This window comes from Mycobacterium sp. (assembly GCF_035653355.1).
Lineage (GTDB): Bacteria > Actinomycetota > Actinomycetes > Mycobacteriales > Mycobacteriaceae > Mycobacterium.
This window is the reverse complement of sequence record NZ_DASRBZ010000409.1, coordinates 1-16,259: the sequence shown is the minus strand read 5'-3', so window position 1 is coordinate 16,259 and position 16,259 is coordinate 1. Positions and strand designations below refer to the sequence as shown.

The 16,259-nt window shown below is 65.5% G+C and carries 15 protein-coding genes, 2 tRNA genes and 1 pseudogene; 13 read left to right on the top strand and 5 right to left on the bottom strand.

From position 1 onward, the window contains the following. From VFA16_RS14110 to VFA16_RS14090, 5 genes are all read left to right on the top strand, one after another. A partial coding sequence (locus tag VFA16_RS14110; protein WP_324968415.1) for a thiamine pyrophosphate-dependent enzyme occupies positions 1 to 729 on the top strand: 729 nt, incomplete at its 5' end. Next, entirely contained in the window at positions 729 to 1,235 is a 507-nt protein-coding gene (gene ilvN, locus VFA16_RS14105) for an acetolactate synthase small subunit (RefSeq protein WP_324968414.1), read from the top strand. The genes VFA16_RS14110 and ilvN, both read left to right, overlap by 1 nt. 29 nt (positions 1,236 to 1,264) lie before the next feature. Next, a complete protein-coding gene (gene ilvC, locus VFA16_RS14100; protein WP_324968416.1) occupies positions 1,265 to 2,266 on the top strand; it encodes a ketol-acid reductoisomerase in 1,002 nt (333 codons plus the stop codon). A 172-nt stretch (positions 2,267 to 2,438) separates the two neighbouring features. After that, the gene (gene serA / locus VFA16_RS14095) at positions 2,439 to 4,025 is read left to right on the top strand and encodes a phosphoglycerate dehydrogenase (RefSeq protein WP_324968413.1); all 1,587 of its coding nucleotides are present in this window, start codon (positions 2,439 to 2,441) and stop codon (positions 4,023 to 4,025) included. 46 nt (positions 4,026 to 4,071) lie between these two features. Further along, the gene (locus tag VFA16_RS14090; RefSeq protein ID WP_324968412.1) at positions 4,072 to 5,082 is read left to right on the top strand and encodes a 3-isopropylmalate dehydrogenase; all 1,011 of its coding nucleotides are present in this window, start codon (positions 4,072 to 4,074) and stop codon (positions 5,080 to 5,082) included. 136 nt (positions 5,083 to 5,218) lie between these two features. Here the strand turns inward: VFA16_RS14090 and VFA16_RS14085 are convergent. From VFA16_RS14085 to VFA16_RS14075, 3 genes and pseudogenes are all read right to left on the bottom strand, one after another. Continuing rightward, positions 5,219 to 6,232, bottom strand: a pseudogene (locus tag VFA16_RS14085) (MFS transporter); the annotation flags it as partial. Positions 6,233 to 6,317: 85 nt separating this feature from the next. Continuing rightward, complete coding sequence (locus VFA16_RS14080) at positions 6,318 to 7,541, bottom strand: MFS transporter (protein ID WP_324968411.1); 1,224 nt, start codon at positions 7,539 to 7,541, stop codon at positions 6,318 to 6,320. A gap of 19 nt (positions 7,542 to 7,560) precedes the next feature. Then, positions 7,561 to 8,772 carry an oxygenase MpaB family protein gene (locus tag VFA16_RS14075; protein ID WP_324968410.1) on the bottom strand — a complete coding sequence of 404 codons (1,212 nt, stop codon included), beginning with the start codon at positions 8,770 to 8,772 and terminating at the stop codon, positions 7,561 to 7,563. A gap of 81 nt (positions 8,773 to 8,853) precedes the next feature. Between VFA16_RS14075 and VFA16_RS14070 the strand changes: the two genes are divergently transcribed. The 5 genes from VFA16_RS14070 to VFA16_RS14050 all read left to right on the top strand — a co-directional run bounded on the left by VFA16_RS14070 (position 8,854) and on the right by VFA16_RS14050 (position 12,069). Then, positions 8,854 to 9,465 (top strand): TetR/AcrR family transcriptional regulator, encoded by a 612-nt coding sequence (locus VFA16_RS14070; RefSeq protein WP_324968409.1) that lies wholly within the window; start codon positions 8,854 to 8,856, stop codon positions 9,463 to 9,465. A 29-nt stretch (positions 9,466 to 9,494) separates the two neighbouring features. Beyond that, positions 9,495 to 10,283: a fumarylacetoacetate hydrolase family protein gene (locus VFA16_RS14065; protein ID WP_324968408.1), complete on the top strand. Its 789-nt coding sequence runs from the start codon at positions 9,495 to 9,497 to the stop codon at positions 10,281 to 10,283. After that, positions 10,280 to 11,749: a glutamate--tRNA ligase gene (gene gltX, locus VFA16_RS14060; protein WP_324968407.1), complete on the top strand. Its 1,470-nt coding sequence runs from the start codon at positions 10,280 to 10,282 to the stop codon at positions 11,747 to 11,749. The genes VFA16_RS14065 and gltX overlap by 4 nt, the downstream gene beginning before the upstream one ends. 103 nt (positions 11,750 to 11,852) lie before the next feature. Then, positions 11,853 to 11,924: transfer RNA gene (locus tag VFA16_RS14055), tRNA-Gln, on the top strand. Between the two features lie 72 nt (positions 11,925 to 11,996). Continuing rightward, a tRNA-Glu gene (locus VFA16_RS14050) sits at positions 11,997 to 12,069 on the top strand. Between the two features lie 41 nt (positions 12,070 to 12,110). Here VFA16_RS14050 and VFA16_RS14045 read toward each other — a convergent pair. Next, entirely contained in the window at positions 12,111 to 12,617 is a 507-nt protein-coding gene (locus VFA16_RS14045) for a PPOX class F420-dependent oxidoreductase (protein WP_324968406.1), read from the bottom strand. 166 nt (positions 12,618 to 12,783) lie between these two features. Next, positions 12,784 to 13,485 (bottom strand): IclR family transcriptional regulator, encoded by a 702-nt coding sequence (locus tag VFA16_RS14040; protein ID WP_324968405.1) that lies wholly within the window; start codon positions 13,483 to 13,485, stop codon positions 12,784 to 12,786. An 81-nt stretch (positions 13,486 to 13,566) separates the two neighbouring features. On the opposite strand from VFA16_RS14040, the gene leuC reads away from it, so the two are divergent. From leuC to VFA16_RS14025, 3 genes are all read left to right on the top strand, one after another. Further along, entirely contained in the window at positions 13,567 to 14,976 is a 1,410-nt protein-coding gene (gene leuC / locus VFA16_RS14035; protein ID WP_324968404.1) for a 3-isopropylmalate dehydratase large subunit, read from the top strand. A gap of 21 nt (positions 14,977 to 14,997) precedes the next feature. Further along, positions 14,998 to 15,594 carry a 3-isopropylmalate dehydratase small subunit gene (leuD, locus tag VFA16_RS14030; RefSeq protein WP_324968403.1) on the top strand — a complete coding sequence of 199 codons (597 nt, stop codon included), beginning with the start codon at positions 14,998 to 15,000 and terminating at the stop codon, positions 15,592 to 15,594. A gap of 210 nt (positions 15,595 to 15,804) precedes the next feature. Further along, positions 15,805 to 16,259, top strand: a 455-nt coding sequence (locus tag VFA16_RS14025) for an HU family DNA-binding protein (RefSeq protein ID WP_324968402.1), incomplete at its 3' end; no start/stop codon positions are given.

Below are 16,259 nucleotides of genomic sequence, written 5' to 3'. Positions count from 1 at the left end.
GACCTCGGCGACTGGTGGCAGTACCTGCGCGGTGTGCAAGAGACCTACCCGCTGAGCTACGGGCCGCAGAGTGACGGCAGCCTGAGCCCGGAGTATGTGATCGAAACGTTGGGCAAGATCGCCGGGCCCGATGCGGTGTATGTCGCCGGGGTGGGCCAGCACCAGATGTGGGCCGCGCAGTTCATCTCGTTCGAGAAGCCGCGCACCTGGCTCAACTCCGGTGGCCTGGGCACAATGGGCTTCGCTATCCCGGCGGCGATGGGCGCCAAGATCGCTCGCCCGGACGCCGAGGTGTGGGCGGTCGACGGCGACGGCTGCTTCCAGATGACCAACCAGGAGCTGGCGACCTGCGCGGTCGAGGGAGCGCCGATCAAGGTCGCGCTGATCAACAACGGCAGCCTGGGCATGGTGCGGCAATGGCAGTCGCTGTTCTACGCCGAGCGCTACTCACAGACCGACCTGGCAACGCACTCGCGCCGCATCCCGGACTTCGTCAAACTGGCCGAGGCACTGGGCTGCGTCGGATTACGTTGCGAGCGTGAAGAAGACGTCGTCGACGTGATCAACCGGGCCCGTGCCGTCAACGACCGGCCGGTGGTGATCGACTTCGTCGTCGGCGCCGACGCGCAGGTGTGGCCGATGGTTGCGGCCGGCACCAGCAACGACGAGATCCAGGCTGCGCGCGGCATTCGTCCGCTCTTCGACGACCCCGACGAAGGGCACGCGTGATGAGCGCTACCACGCATACGCTTTCGGTCCTCGTCGAAGACAAACCCGGCGTGCTCGCACGGGTTGCCGCGCTGTTCTCCCGGCGCGGCTTCAACATCGAGTCGCTGGCTGTGGGCGCCACCGAGCAGAAGAACATGTCGCGGATGACGATCGTGGTCTCCGCCGAGGACACTCCGCTCGAGCAGATCACCAAGCAACTCAACAAGTTGATCAACGTCATCAAGATCGTCGAGCAAGACGACGACAACTCGGTGTCGCGGGAGCTGGCCTTGATCAAGGTGCGAGCCGATGCCGGTACCCGCAGTCAAGTCAGCGAAGCCGCAAACCTATTCCGCGCCAAAATAATTGACGTCTCACCGGAGTCGTTGACCATCGAAGCCACCGGCACGCCGGCCAAGATCGAAGCGTTGCTGCGCGTGCTGGAGCCGTTCGGTGTTCGCGAGATCGTCCAGTCCGGTTTGGTGTCGTTGTCCCGCGGTCCACGCGGCATGGGCGGACCCAAATAACAACTAAGGAGAAACACGTGGCAGTGCAGATGTTCTACGACGACGACGCCGACCTGTCGATCATCCAGGGCCGCAAGGTCGGTGTCATCGGCTATGGCAGCCAAGGGCATGCGCACTCGCTGAGCCTGCGCGACTCGGGCGTCGAGGTTCGCGTCGGCCTGAAGGAAGGCTCCAAGTCGAGGGCCAAGGTCGCCGAGCAGGGCCTGCAGGTCGACACCCCTGCCGGGGTCGCCAAGTGGGCCGACGTCATCATGCTGCTCGCACCTGACACCGCGCAGCCGGACATCTTCGCCAACGACATCGAACCCAACCTGCAGCCGGGCGACGCGCTGTTCTTCGGTCACGGGCTCAACATCCATTTCGGGCTGATCAAACCGGCCCCGGACATCACGGTTGCGATGGTGGCGCCGAAGGGTCCTGGGCATCTGGTGCGCCGGCAGTTCGTCGACGGCAAGGGTGTGCCCTGTCTGGTTGCGGTGGCGCAGGATCCGGGCGGCGACGGCTTGGCTCTGGCGCTGTCGTACGCGAAGGGCATCGGCGGCACGAGGGCCGGTGTCATCAAGACCACGTTCAAAGACGAGACCGAAACCGACCTGTTCGGAGAGCAGACGGTGTTGTGCGGCGGCACAGAGGAATTGGTCAAGGCAGGCTTTGACGTGATGGTCGAAGCCGGCTATCCGCCGGAGTTGGCCTACTTCGAGGTGCTGCACGAGCTGAAGCTGATCGTCGACCTGATGTACGAAGGCGGTATCGGCCGGATGTACTACTCGGTGTCCGACACTGCAGAGTTCGGTGGCTACCTGTCGGGACCGCGGGTGATCGACGCCGGCACCAAGGAACGGATGCGCGAGATCCTGCGGGAAATCCAGGACGGCAGCTTCGTCAAGAAACTGGTCGCCGATGTCGAGAACGGTGGCAAGCAGCTGGCTGAACTGCGCAAGCAAAACGCCGAGCACCCCATCGAAGTCACCGGCAAGAAGTTGCGCGGGTTGATGAGCTGGGTCGACCGGCCGATCACCGAAACGGCTTGAGTGGCTGGGCCATTGGCTTCCCCGAGATCGACGCTTTGCATGCGCTTCGCGGCGTGTCGTCTGCAAAACGCCGATGTCGCGGGAAGGGGCTTCTCTGGAGCCGCTAGGGCTGATGGCGGCGACCCGCTGCGCCCGGCTCCGCCGCGCTAGCGATCGCCGCTAGGCTGGCCGGGTGAGCTTGCCTGTTGTATTGATCGCCGACAAACTCGCCGAATCCACCGTGGCCGCGTTGGGCGATCAGGTCGAAGTCCGTTGGGTCGACGGTCCCGATCGGGAGAAACTGTTGGCGGCGGTGCCCGAGGCCGACGCCCTGCTGGTCCGATCGGCCACCACCGTCGACGCCGAAGTGCTTGCCGCGGCTCCCAAGCTGAAGATCGTGGCGCGCGCCGGGGTGGGGCTGGACAACGTCGACGTCGATGCCGCAACCGCACGCGGCGTCCTCGTTGTCAACGCCCCCACGTCGAACATCCACAGCGCCGCCGAGCACGCTTTGGCGTTGCTGCTGGCCGCGGCTCGCCAAATCCCGGCGGCCGACGCCTCGCTGCGCGGCCACGAATGGAAGCGGTCGTCGTTCTCGGGCACCGAGATCTTCGGCAAGACGGTTGGGATTGTCGGGCTCGGCCGTATCGGCCAGTTGGTCGCCCAGCGGCTGGCTGCCTTCGGCACCCAGCTGCTGGCCTACGACCCGTACGTGTCGTCGGCGCGCGCGGCCCAGCTGGGCATCGAACTGCTGAGCCTTGACGAGTTGCTGGCTCAGTCCGATTTCATCTCGGTGCATTTGCCGAAAACTCCTGAGACCGCAGGGCTGATCGACAAGGAGGCGCTGGCCAAGACCAAGCCTGGCGTGATCATCGTCAACGCCGCTCGCGGCGGCCTGGTTGACGAGGAGGCACTGGCCGACGCGGTGAGCAGTGGACACGTACGGGCGGCGGGTATCGACGTGTTCGCCAAAGAACCGTGCACCGACAGCCCGCTGTTCGAGCTGGCGCAAGTGGTGGTCACACCCCATCTCGGTGCCTCCACCGCAGAGGCGCAGGACCGCGCCGGCACCGATGTCGCGGAAAGCGTAAAGCTCGCTCTTGCAGGCGAATTCGTTCCCGACGCGGTCAACGTCGGCGCCGGGGCGGTCAGCGAGGAGGTGGCGCCCTGGCTGGACCTGGTGCGCAAACTCGGTGTGCTGTCGGGCGCGCTTGCCGACGAGCTGCCGGTCTCGCTGTCGGTGCAGGCGCGTGGTGAGCTCGCCAGCGAAGACGTCGAAGTGCTGCGGCTCTCCGCCCTGCGGGGCTTGTTCTCGGCAGTCATCGAGGAGCCGGTGACATTCGTCAACGCTCCGGCGATCGCGGAAGAACGCGGAGTGGCCGCCGACATCAGCACCGCCACCGAAAGTCCCAACCACCGCAGCGTCGTCGACGTCCGAGCAGTCGGTGCCGACGGCGCTGTCGTCAACGTCGCCGGCACCCTGTCCGGGCCGCAACTCGTGGAAAAGATCGTGCAGATCAACGGCCGCAACTTCGACCTGCGCGCCGAGGGCATCAACTTGATCATCAACTACATCGACCGGCCAGGCGCGCTCGGCAAGATCGGCACGTTGCTGGGTGCGGCGGGTGTCAACATCCACGCCGCGCAACTGTCCGAGGACGCCGAAGGGCCCAGCGCGACGATCCTGTTGCGGTTAGACCGTGAGGTGCCCGACGACGTCCGGTCGGCCATCGCCGCGGCCGTCGATGCGAACAAGCTCGAGGTGGTCGACCTCTCGTGAAACGCGCCTGCGACGCAGAGCGAAGCGATGAGGAGGAGCGGCGCCATTGAGATTAGCGATTATCGCCGGCGACGGGATCGGTCCCGAGGTGGTGACCGAAGCTGTCAAGGTCCTCGACGCGGTATTGCCCAATGTGGAGAAGACCAGCTACGACTTGGGCGCGCGCCGCTTCCACGCCACCGGCGAAGTGCTGCCGGACTCGGTGCTCGACGAGCTGCGGGCGCATGACGCGATCCTGCTGGGCGCCATCGGCCACCCGTCGGTGCCCAGCGGTGTACTGGAACGCGGTCTTCTGCTGCGGCTCCGCTTCGAACTCGACCACCACATCAACCTGCGACCGGCCCGGCTGTACCCCGGGGTGAGCAGCCCGCTGAGCGGCAATCCCGAGATCGACTTCGTGGTGGTGCGCGAAGGCACCGAAGGCCCCTACACCGGAACCGGCGGCGCAATCCGCGTCGGCACCGCCCACGAAGTGGCCACCGAGGTCAGCGTCAACACGGCCTTCGGAGTTCGCCGGGTCGTGCAAAACGCGTTCGAACGCGCCCAGCTGCGCCGCAACCATCTGACCCTGGTGCACAAGACCAACGTGCTGACATTCGCTGGCGCACTGTGGTCACGAACCGTGCAGGAAGTCGGCGAAAAGTACCCGGACGTCGAAGTGGCCTACCAGCACGTCGACGCGGCCACCATTCACCTGGTCACCGACCCGGCCCGATTCGACGTCATCGTCACCGACAACCTGTTCGGCGACATCATCACCGACTTGGCAGCGGCGGTGTGCGGTGGCATCGGGCTGGCCGCGAGCGGCAATATCGACGCCACCGGCACCAACCCCTCGATGTTCGAGCCGGTGCACGGCAGCGCGCCCGATATTGCCGGTCAGGGCATTGCCGACCCGACCGCGGCGGTCATGTCGGTGGCGCTGCTGCTCGCCCATCTCGGCGAAGACGCCGCCGCGGCGCGTGTGGATCAGGCTGTCGCGGCCCATCTCTCAACTCGAGGGAACGCACAGCTCTCCACCGCCGAAGTCGGCGAACGGATTGCCGCCGCGCTCTAGTCTCCAGTCCTGGCGGCAGTACGCCCACAGGTACCAGCGGCACCGCTATCAAGGGGAACAGCCCACAGACCACCCACGCGAGTGGATAGCCGCCCGCAGCGATGAGGGCGCCGAAGAGCGGCTGTCCCGCGGCCGCCGCAAGCCGCTGACTGGTGTTCTGCATGCCAAGTGCGCGCCCGCTCCAGTATGGCCCGGCGTACTCGGTGATCGCAGTGGACTCCAACCCGTTGTCAAGCACCGCGATCACCGACGCAATCACCATGCACGCTTCGGCGATTTCGGAGTTCATGTGATCGGTGAATCCCAACACCATGAAGGTCAGGGCAGCGGCGGCGGCGATCGTCCGCACCGGGCGCATTCGCGACCCGACCCGGTCGGACCATCGCCCCGCCAGGATGCGGCCCAGTGCGCCGAGTAGCTGCGACACAGTGACCAGCGCACCAGCCGCCCCGATCGACCAGTGGTACTCGTTGAGCAACCACACCAGCATGAACGTCACGGTCACCGTCTGCGGCATCATCAGCACCGCCGAAACCGCGTGAATCCGCCAGAGCACGTTCGATCCGCGGTACGGGCTGGCCAGTTCCTCGATGGCGGCCGTCGCGCGCGGATTTCGCGGCGGGTCGAGGACACCGAGCGCGCACCCGATTCCCGACAACATGCAAATCACCGCGGGAAACGTCATCGCCGCCGCGAAGCCGTGTTCAGCGAGCTCGGGAATCACGGCGGCGCCCAAGGCAATTCCCAACGGCTGGGCAGTCTGCCGGACACCCATCGCCACGCCGCGCCGCTCTGGCGGGAACCAGCCGGTCACCAGCCGGCCGGTGGCCGAGTTGGCGCCGGCGGCGGCCATGCCGCCGAGGAACAGGAATACACCGATCAGCACCAGTGAGTGGGTCGACGCCGCGGCAAAGGCGGCCGCCGCGGTCAGCCCCGAACCCAACCGGAGCACGATTCGCTCACCCGCTCGGTCCACCACGTAGCCCCAGGCGATCAGCGTCACCACCATGCCCCAACTCGGCATCGACGCCAACAGGCTGGCTTCGGTCAGCGTGATATCCCGGTCAGTCTCCAGCTCCGGAATCATGAACGCGATGCCGTTGATAAAGAGGAACGACGACAACGTCGCTATCGACGCGATAACCAACATCGACCAGCGGGCCCCGATGCTGACCGATTCCGTCGGCATCAGCCCATGGTTCCACACCCGCCTGGCGATTCACCGGTTGCGAAACTCACCGAACGCCTGGCCGCAACCCCTGGGCCGCGGTGTCCGCCTCGTGTGGCCGTGCACCCGCCGGGACTACCGGCAGCGCCAGTAACGGGAACAGCGCGCACACCGCGAAAGCCAGCGGGTAACCGCTCGCGTCGATCAATTCCCCGAACACCGGCGGCCCGGCACCTGCCGTCAACCGCTGGGTAGTGTTCTGCGCTCCCATGGCGCGCCCGCTCCAGTAGGGACCGGCGACTTCGGGGATGGCAGTGAACGCCAGGCCGTTATCCAGCACGGTGATCACCGACGCGGCGACCATGGCCGCCACCGCGACAGGCGAGCGTAGGTGATCGGTGAGCGCCAGCAACACCATGACCAGCGCGGCGGCGACCGCGATCACGCGGATCGGCCGCATGCGCGACCCGACGCGATCCGACCAGCGGCCGGCGGCAATGCGTCCCAGCGCGCCGAGCAGCTGCGACACGCTCACCAGCACGCCCGCCGCGGCCGTCGACCACCCGTGCGCACGTATCAGCCAAACCAGCATGAATGTCAGCACCACGGTTTGCGGCACCATCAGTAGCGCCGACGCCAGGTGGATACGCCACAACACCGCCGTGCCACGGTAGGGGTTGGCCAGCTCTGCAAGCTCAGCCGCAGCCCGTTTCTTTCGCGGCGGGTCAAGCACCCCGACCGCGCTCACGAGTGCCGAGGCGGCACAGAGCACCGCTGGAAACAACAGCGCCACGGAGAAGTCACGCTCACCGAGTTCGGGAAGCACCACGGCGGCCAACGCGATTCCCAGCGGCTGAGCCGTCTGGCGGATTCCCATCGCCAAGCCACGCTGGTCGGGTGGAAACCAGCCGGTGACCAGGCGGCCGCTGGCGGTGTTGGCGCTCGCGGCGGCCATGCCACCGACAAACAGAAACGTCCCCACGGCCACCAGCCCATGAACCGACGCCGCGGCAAAGACGGCCGCGGAAGTGAGCGCCAAACCACCTGCGAGCACGAGCCGCTCGCCGACAAGGTCCAGTAGATAGCCCCAGCCGATCAGGGTGACCACCATGCCGAGGCTGGGCATCGACGAAAGCAGTCCGGCCTCAGCCAAACTGATCCCGCGCTCTGCGTCCAGCGCGGGGATCAGGAACGCGATGCCGTTGATGAAGGCTGTGGCACACAACGTCGCTGCCAGCGAAATAGCCAGCAGGGACCAGCGCCGCGTCGCGCTGATCGATGCTGTCGGCACGTCTCCATGGTTGCAGGCATCAGCCTGCGGCGGCCAGCGCGTCGTGGCGGCGATAGCTGCGGTCGCCGCCGGTCGCGGTGAAGCCGCGAGTGACGAAACGACGCCGCGACCATTGGCCGACTTCCTCGCTGAGCCGCGTCGCGCCTGGCAGTAGCCGGCGGAATTCCAGCACTCGGTTGAGCGCCGAGGTCACCAGCACCGCGGCCTGCAGCGGCTTGTTGTCGGGCAAGCCGAGCTGGTCGGCATTCGATCGTCCCAGGATCAACCGGCTGTAGGACGACAGGAAGCGGCGAGCCAGCGCCGTGAGCGGGTCTTCGCCGGGCTGCCCCGAATGCAGCGCCTGGGCCAGCCGGTACGAGTCCTGGTCGGGCTGGAACTCGGTGTCGGCCTCCAGCCAGAACAGCCGCCAGGTGTCCTCCTCGGTAGCGGGCAGCAACTCCGGATGCACGCCCATCAGCAGCCCGACGTAGCGCCACAGATGGAAGATCGCCTCGCGTTCGCGCCGGGAGAACCGCAGGCCCATCGCCTGACATCCGGCCAAGTTGGCCAGCGAGAACAGCATGAGGGTGCCGGCCAACTGCACCTGGTTGATGGGGTGGTCCCACTCCTCGAAGCTCCAGTCGTCGCGCCGGCACATCGCGGCGCGCACCAGAGCATGCATGAGGCGAACTCGCAGGGTGCCGGTGAAGCCCCGAGCAAAGCGGCTCAGGCCGCCGGGCGAGGTGACGTCGATGTACCAGGTCGCCGTCTCATTGAGCCGTCGAGGAGCCATTCGCCGCAGATCGCCGGTGCCGACCAGCGGCTTGTCGGCCTTCGCCGACAGATAGCCTCCGGTCAGGGCCAGCCCGGGCAGCGCCAGCGCGATGCTCCACAGCCCAGTGCGCATGGTCACCCGCACCGCCAAATCGAGCTTGGACCGGTCGAGCCAGTACGGTTCGTCGTCGACCTGCGCAAAGAAGGCAACCAGTTCCTGCGGCGGCCGTTCGACCGCCTCAATGCCTTGCTCGACGGCGACTTCGAACATGCGCCGGCCTTCGCCGACCGGCAGCCGTTGCATCATCGCGACGACATCGTCGGCCAGCGGATCGCCGATCTCGGCGAAGCGGCGGAACGACTGCCGTTGAGCAGCGGTGGCGCGGATGTCGCCGGGTGCGAGCAGGCGGGTGAACACGTTGAGCGGGAAGCCGGACAGGAACGGCGGGTCGGGCAGTTTCTGCTCGTCAGGCCTCATGTGCGTCCTTCCGCAGCGTCGCGGTGCTATCTGGTGACAGTGTTCACCAGATAGCTGGGAGCGGTCAAGGATGCGACAATCGTGTCCGTGGCGGGTTCGGCGCGCACCTATGGCGGCGCCACCCATGGTGAGCGGCGCTCCAGACGGCAGGCGCTGTTGATCGACGCAGCATTGGATCTGATCGCCGACGGTGGCGTCGGAAGCCTGACTGTGCGCGGGGTGTGTGCGCAAGCGCGGCTGAACGACCGCTATTTCTACGAAAGCTTCCGCACCGTCGACGAATTACTGCTGGCGCTGCTCGACGATCAGATCGGCCGGGCGTTCGACGCGCTGCTTCCCGCGATCGAGGCCAGCGAACCCGACCCGGTGGTGCGGGCGCGGGCTGCGATAGGCACCGGTTTGGGTTTTCTCGAAGACGATCCACGCCGTGGCCGACTGCTTCTGGAATCGCAGGCCACGGAGGCATTGCGCGCGCGACGGCGTGATCTGATCAAGATGCTGGCGCAGGTGATGGCCGATCAAGGGCGGGTGCTGCTGGCCGGGCAGGATGCCCTGGACCCCGACATCGACTTGGCCGCGCTCATCCTGGTCGCCGGCGGCTTCGAGCTGGTGACACTGTGGCTGCGGGGCGAACTCGACGTCAGCCGCGAACACTTGGAGGACTTCCTCGTCGGGATGGTCACCGCGCGGTAGGGGAGCGGGATCCAGTTAGGCTGTCACGAATGCGCCTTGGTCGAATCGCCAGCCCCGACGGCGTCGCTTTCGTCAGCATCGAGGGTGAGATCGGCGACTCCGCCGGGATGACCGCTCGCGAAATCGCCGAACACCCCTTCGGCACACCGACGTTCACCGGACGCTCGTGGCCATTGGCCGATGTGCGACTGCTGGCTCCCATGCTGGCGAGCAAGGTGATCTGCGTCGGCAAAAACTACGCCGCCCACGTCGCCGAAATGGGCGCCACCGCGCCGGCCGACCCCGTGATCTTCATAAAGCCCAACACCGCCATCATCGGACCGAACGTGCCAATCCGCCTGCCTGCCAACGCATCGCCAGTGCACTTCGAGGGTGAGCTGGCCGCGGTGATCAGCCGGCCGTGCAAGGACGTGACCGCTGCCGACGCCGCCGACAGCATCCTGGGCTACACCATCGGCAACGACGTAACGGCCCGCGATCAGCAGCAGGCCGACGGGCAGTGGACCCGAGCCAAGGGGCACGACACGTTCTGCCCGGTCGGCCCGTGGATCGTCACCGATATCGACCCGGCCGACCTCGAGCTGCGCACCGAGGTCAACGGCGAAGTCAAACAGCGCAGCCGCACCTCGCTGATGATCCACGACGTCGGCGCGATCGTGGAATGGGTTTCGGCGGTGATGACGTTATTGCCCGGCGACCTCATCCTCACTGGAACACCCGAGGGTGTCGGTCCCATCGAGGACGGCGACACCGTCAGCATCACCATCGAAGGTATCGGCACTCTCACCAATCCTGTTGTCCGGAAAGGAGATTCATGAGCAGCGGCGTGCGGGTCCGGTTCTGCCCGTCGCCCACCGGGATTCCGCATGTCGGGCTGATTCGCACCGCATTGTTCAACTGGGCCTATGCCCGGCACACCGGCGGCACGTTCGTCTTCCGTATCGAAGACACCGATCCCGGACGTGACAGCGAGGAAAGCTATCTTGCACTGCTCGACGCGCTGCGCTGGCTCGGCTTGAACTGGGACGAGGGGCCGGAGATCGGTGGACCCTATGGGCCGTACCGGCAATCGCAGCGCAAAGGCATCTACCGCGACGTTATCGACCGGCTGGTCGAGGCCGGGGAGGCGTACGAGGCATTTTCGACCCCCGAGGAGGTCGAGGCCCGCCACATCGCCGCCGGGCGCAACCCCAAACTGGGTTACGACAACTTCGACCGCGATCTCACCGATGCCCAGCGGTCGGCGTATCTGGCGGAGGGTCGCAAACCGGTCATCCGGCTGCGGATGCCGGACCACGATCTCGGTTGGCACGATCTGGTGCGTGGACCCACCACGTTCGCGGCTGGCACGGTGCCCGATTTCGCGTTGACCCGTGCGAGTGGCGATCCGTTGTACACGTTGGTCAACCCCGTCGACGACGCCTTGATGAAGATCACCCATGTGCTGCGTGGCGAGGACCTGCTGCCGTCGACTCCGCGCCAGATCGCGTTGTATCAGGCACTGATGCGAATAGGCCTGGCCGAACAGATCCCTGAATTCGCCCACCTCCCAACGGTTTTAGGCGAGGGAACCAGGAAACTTTCGAAGCGTGACCCACAGTCGAATCTGTTCGCCCACCGAGATCGCGGCTTCATTCCTGAGGGGCTGCTGAATTACCTTGCGTTGCTGGGCTGGGCGATTTCGGGTGACCGTGACGTGTTCAGCCTCGAGGAAATGGTCGCGGTTTTCGACGTGGTAGACGTCAACCCCAACCCGGCCCGGTTCGACCAAAAGAAGGCCGACGCAATCAATGCCGAGCACATCCGGCTGCTCGATGGCGACGATTTCACCGCACGGCTGCGTGACTACTTCGCTGTGCACCGGTATGACACCCGCCTGGACGACGCGGGATTCGCGGCGGCAGCCGAGCTCGTGCAGACCCGAATCGTCGTGTTGGCTGATGCATGGGAGCTGTTGCGGTTTTTCAACGACGATGAGTACGAGCTCGACCCCAAGGCCGCCGCCAAGGAGCTGGGACAGGACGCCGGGGTGGTGCTCGATGCCGCTGTGGCGGCACTCGATGGCGTGAGGGACTGGACCACCGCGCATATCGAGGCCGCGCTCAAGGCTGCGCTGGTGGAAAACCTCGCGCTGAAACCACGAAAAGCGTTCGGCCCCGTGCGGGTGGCCGTCACCGGAACATCGGTCAGCCCGCCGTTGTTCGAATCCTTGGAGCTGCTCGGGCGCGAGCGCAGCCTGCAACGCCTGCGTGCGGCCCGCGACCGGTGCGGCTCAGACGGCTAAGCTTTGGTAATCTGCACGTCGGCCGCACCGGCCGGCGAGCGGTTGGCCGTATGCCGCTGGCGGAATCCGAAAAGGGTTCTGACCAGCGCTTTTAGGCAGCCAATGGGGTATGGTGTAATTGGCAACACAGCTGATTCTGGTTCAGCCGTTCTAGGTTCGAGTCCTGGTACCCCAGCAAGATATGCCCGCCCCAAGCGGTTAGGCGGGTATGCCGAGTTGGGTTATGCTGACAGCTCGGATCGGTTCTGGCCCCGTCGTCTAGCGGCCTAGGACGCCGCCCTCTCACGGCGGTAGCGTGGGTTCGAATCCCATCGGGGCTACTCATCCACTGGTGTTCGCCGGGCTTGCCCGGTACCGCCACCTACCCGCCAACGACGCTCGGCGCGGTCGAGCCGCCGACCGGCATGTGCGGCAGTCCGAGCTTGCGATGGTCCCATGACCGGGTGCGGCGTGTGACGATGCGCACAGCGACCCGCTTGTGCATCATCTGGTCGACCGCTGGTTTCAGCTCGTCGCTGTAGGGGCCGGTGTAGCGCTCCCAGACGCTGACGCCGACGCGGAAGGTGGCGTCGGGATCCTCGACGATCTCGGCGACGCCCTCAAAGGACACCCCGCGCAGTGTGTCGTACGTGTCGCCGTCCTCGATCAGGAAGCTCACCCGCGGGTCGCGCCGGAGGTTGATCGCCTTCTGCGACTTGGCTTTGGTCTCCAGCCAGATCTCACCGTTGACCACGCCGTACCACATCGCGGTCAGGTGCGGCTGGCCGTCGCGTCCGATGGTGGCCAGCGTGCCCGTGCGGCTGCGGGCGACAAAATCGGCGATTTCGGCCTCCGACATGACAATCTGCGCGCGCTGATTGGTCCCCATGGCGTCAGTCTGTCAGTTCGTCATTTCAAGGCTGCGGCCACACCGGCGAATTCGACTTCGACGACGGCATCGAGCGTGCGCTGAGGGTGAGAATTCGGCCCCGATCTCGCCGTAGACGCACCGTCGATGACGTAGACGCACAGTCGACGCCGCAGAAAGGCGAGCGTCAAAGTCGCGCAGTGATGGCGTCGGCTGCAGCCAATAAGTCGGCAGCCCAACGCGCGCCGGGCCGGCGGCCCATCCGATCGATCGGTCCGGACACCGAAACGGCGGCGATCACCGCACCGCTGGCATCGCGCACCGGCGCCGAGACACTGGCCACACCGGCCTCACGTTCGGCAACGCTTTGTGCCCAGCCGCGTCGGCGCACATCCGCTAGCGCACGCTCGCTGAATTTTGCGGCCGGCAGGATGGCTTGCTGGGCTGCCGCGTCGCTGTACGCCAGCAGCACCTTGGCGCCCGACCCCGCCGTCATCGGCAAGCGCGCGCCAACTGGAACCGTGTCCCGAAGGCCGGCAGGTGGTTCCAGCGCGGCTATACAAATTCGCCACTCGCCGTCGCGGCGGTAGAGCTGCACGCTTTCGCCGGTGATCTCGCGCAGCTGCGCCAGCACCTCGGGGCTGGCGGCCAGCAGCGGATCATTGACATTGGCCGCCAATTCGCTAACCGCGGGACCGAGGCGCCAGCGGCCATCACCAGCGCGCGCCAGCAGACGGTGCACCTCGAGGCCGGCTGCCAATCGGTGCGCGGTAGCGCGGGGCAGTCCGGTGCGGTCGCACAGTTCGGCCAAACCGCATGGCGATTCCGCGATCGCGTGCAATACACCCACGGCTTTGTCGAGCACTCCGATCCCGCTATCATGTCTCATATACAGATACTAGCGTCTCACAATGTGAGAAAGCGATTCAGATCGGTCCGCGAGGCGACAAGCAGAGAATCGAGGCGAAACATGTCAGTGCCACGCACGTTGGCGCAGAAAGTCTGGGACGACCATGTTGTGGCGTCCGGTGATGGCGACGGCCCGGACCTCATTTACATCGACTTGCATCTGGTGCACGAGGTCACCAGCCCGCAGGCCTTCGACGGACTGCGGCTGGCCGGGCGTAGGGTGCGGCGGCCCGACTTGACGCTTGCCACCGAGGATCACAACGTGCCGACCGTCGACATCGACAAACCGATTGCCGACCCCGTGTCGCGCACCCAGGTGGAAACGCTGCGGCGCAACTGCGCCGAATTCGGCATCCGCTTGCACCCGATGGGGGATATCGAGCAGGGCATCGTGCATGTGGTGGGACCGCAGTTGGGTCTCACCCAGCCAGGAATGACGATCGTCTGCGGTGACAGCCACACGTCGACCCACGGCGCTTTCGGTGCGTTGGCGATCGGAATCGGCACCTCCGAGGTGGAACACGTGCTGGCGACTCAAACGTTGCCGCTGCGGCCGTTCAAGACGATGGCGGTCAACGTCGACGGTCAGCTGCCTGCCGGAGTTACTGCCAAGGACGTCATTTTGGCGTTGATCGCGAAAATCGGCACCGGCGGCGGGCAGGGACATGTCATCGAATACCGCGGCAGCGCCATCGAATCGCTGTCGATGGAAGGCCGGATGACGATCTGCAATATGAGTATCGAAGCCGGCGCGCGTGCGGGCATGGTGGCGCCGGATGAGATTACGTACGAATTCTTGCGCGGCCGACCACACGCGCCGACGGGCGAGCAGTGGGATGCCGCCGTGGCGTCTTGGAACCAGCTGCGCACTGACCCCGGCGCAGAGTTCGACACCGAGATCTATCTGGATGCGGCTTCGTTGAGTCCATTTGTCACTTGGGGAACCAACCCCGGACAAGGGGTGCCGTTGTCTGCGGCCGTGCCGGACCCCGAGCTGATGACCGATGACAGCGAGCGCCAAGCCGCGGAGAAGGCGTTGGCGTACATGGACCTTCGGCCGGGCACGCCAATGCGCGACATTTCGGTTGATGCGGTGTTCGTCGGCTCGTGTACCAACGGCCGAATCGAGGACCTGCGCGCAGTGGCCGAGATATTACGAGGCCGCAAGGTGGCTCCCGGGGTACGGATGCTGGTCGTCCCCGGTTCCATGCGGGTGCGCGCGCAGGCCGAAGCCGAAGGGCTCGGTGAAATTTTCTCCGCTGCCGGCGCCGAATGGCGCCAGGCCGGCTGCTCAATGTGTCTCGGAATGAACCCCGATCAGCTTGCGCCGGGGGAGCGCTGTGCTGCCACCTCCAACCGCAACTTCGAAGGGCGGCAGGGCAAGGGCGGCCGCACGCATTTGGTGTCGCCGGCGGTCGCAGCCGCTACCGCCGTGCGCGGCAAGCTGTCCGCGCCGGCCGATTTGGATTGAGTATCGGAACAGGAGACGAGCATGGAAGCATTTCGCACCCACACCGGCATCGGTGTACCGCTGCGGCGGTCAAATGTCGACACCGATCAGATCATTCCGGCGGTCTATTTGAAGCGGGTCACCCGAACGGGTTTCGCCGACGGATTGTTCGCGGCCTGGCGGACCGACCCGTCGTTCGTTCTCAATCTCAGCCCATTCGACAGAGGTTCAGTACTGGTCGCCGGACCCGATTTCGGTACGGGATCATCGCGTGAGCACGCTGTGTGGGCACTGATGGACTACGGATTCCGGGTGGTGATCTCGTCCCGCTTCGGCGACATTTTCCGGGGCAACGCGGGTAAGTCGGGGCTCTTGGCGGCCGAAGTTACCCAAGATGGGGTGGAACTTCTCTGGAAGCTCATCGAGGGCAGCCCGGGGCTGGAAATCACTGTCAATCTTCAAGATCGAAATATCACCGCCGGAACGGTGGTGTTGCCGTTCAAGATTGACGACTACACCGCCTGGCGACTGCTCGAAGGACTTGACGATATAGCCCTTACGCTGCGGAAACTCGACCAAATCGAGTCTTTCGAAGCTGCCCGTCCCGATTGGAAGCCGCACACAGTTCCTCTCTGCTGAGGGGTCGATTCGAGCGGAATTTCGCCTATCCGTGGGGCCTATCGGCAGCCCATTTTGAGCCCTCGCCACCGGCCAAGGGCGGCAAGCGGATTCCTAAAAAGTTCGCTAGAGACGCCTGAAATTGCGCGTGGCTCTTGGAAATCAACCATGTGAGGGTTTACCGTGTCTTTTAGTCGGTCCAAAGAGGGCCACTGACTTCGGAGGGTTTGCATGAACAAAGCAGAGCTCATCGACGTACTCACAGAGAAAATGGGCTCGGATCGTCGATCGGCAACTGCCGCTGTCGAGAACGTCGTCGACACCATTGTGCGCGCAGTGCACAAGGGCGAAAGCGTCACTATTACCGGCTTCGGCGTATTCGAGCAGCGGCGCCGCGCAGCTCGCGTAGCGCGCAACCCGCGCACCGGAGAGACGGTCAGGGTGAAGCCAACGTCGGTGCCGGCGTTCCGTCCCGGTGCCCAGTTCAAAGCGGTTGTCTCTGGCGCGCAGCGCCTCCCATCGGAAGGACCGGCTGTGAAACGTGGTGTTGGCGCTGGCGGCGCCAAGAAGGCAGCAAAGAAGTCACCGGCAAAGAAGGCCACCAAGGCGGCTCGCAAGAGCGCGACCAAGGCGCCTGCCAAGAAGTCGGCGGCCAAGAAGGCCCCGGCCAAGAAGGCGACGACCAA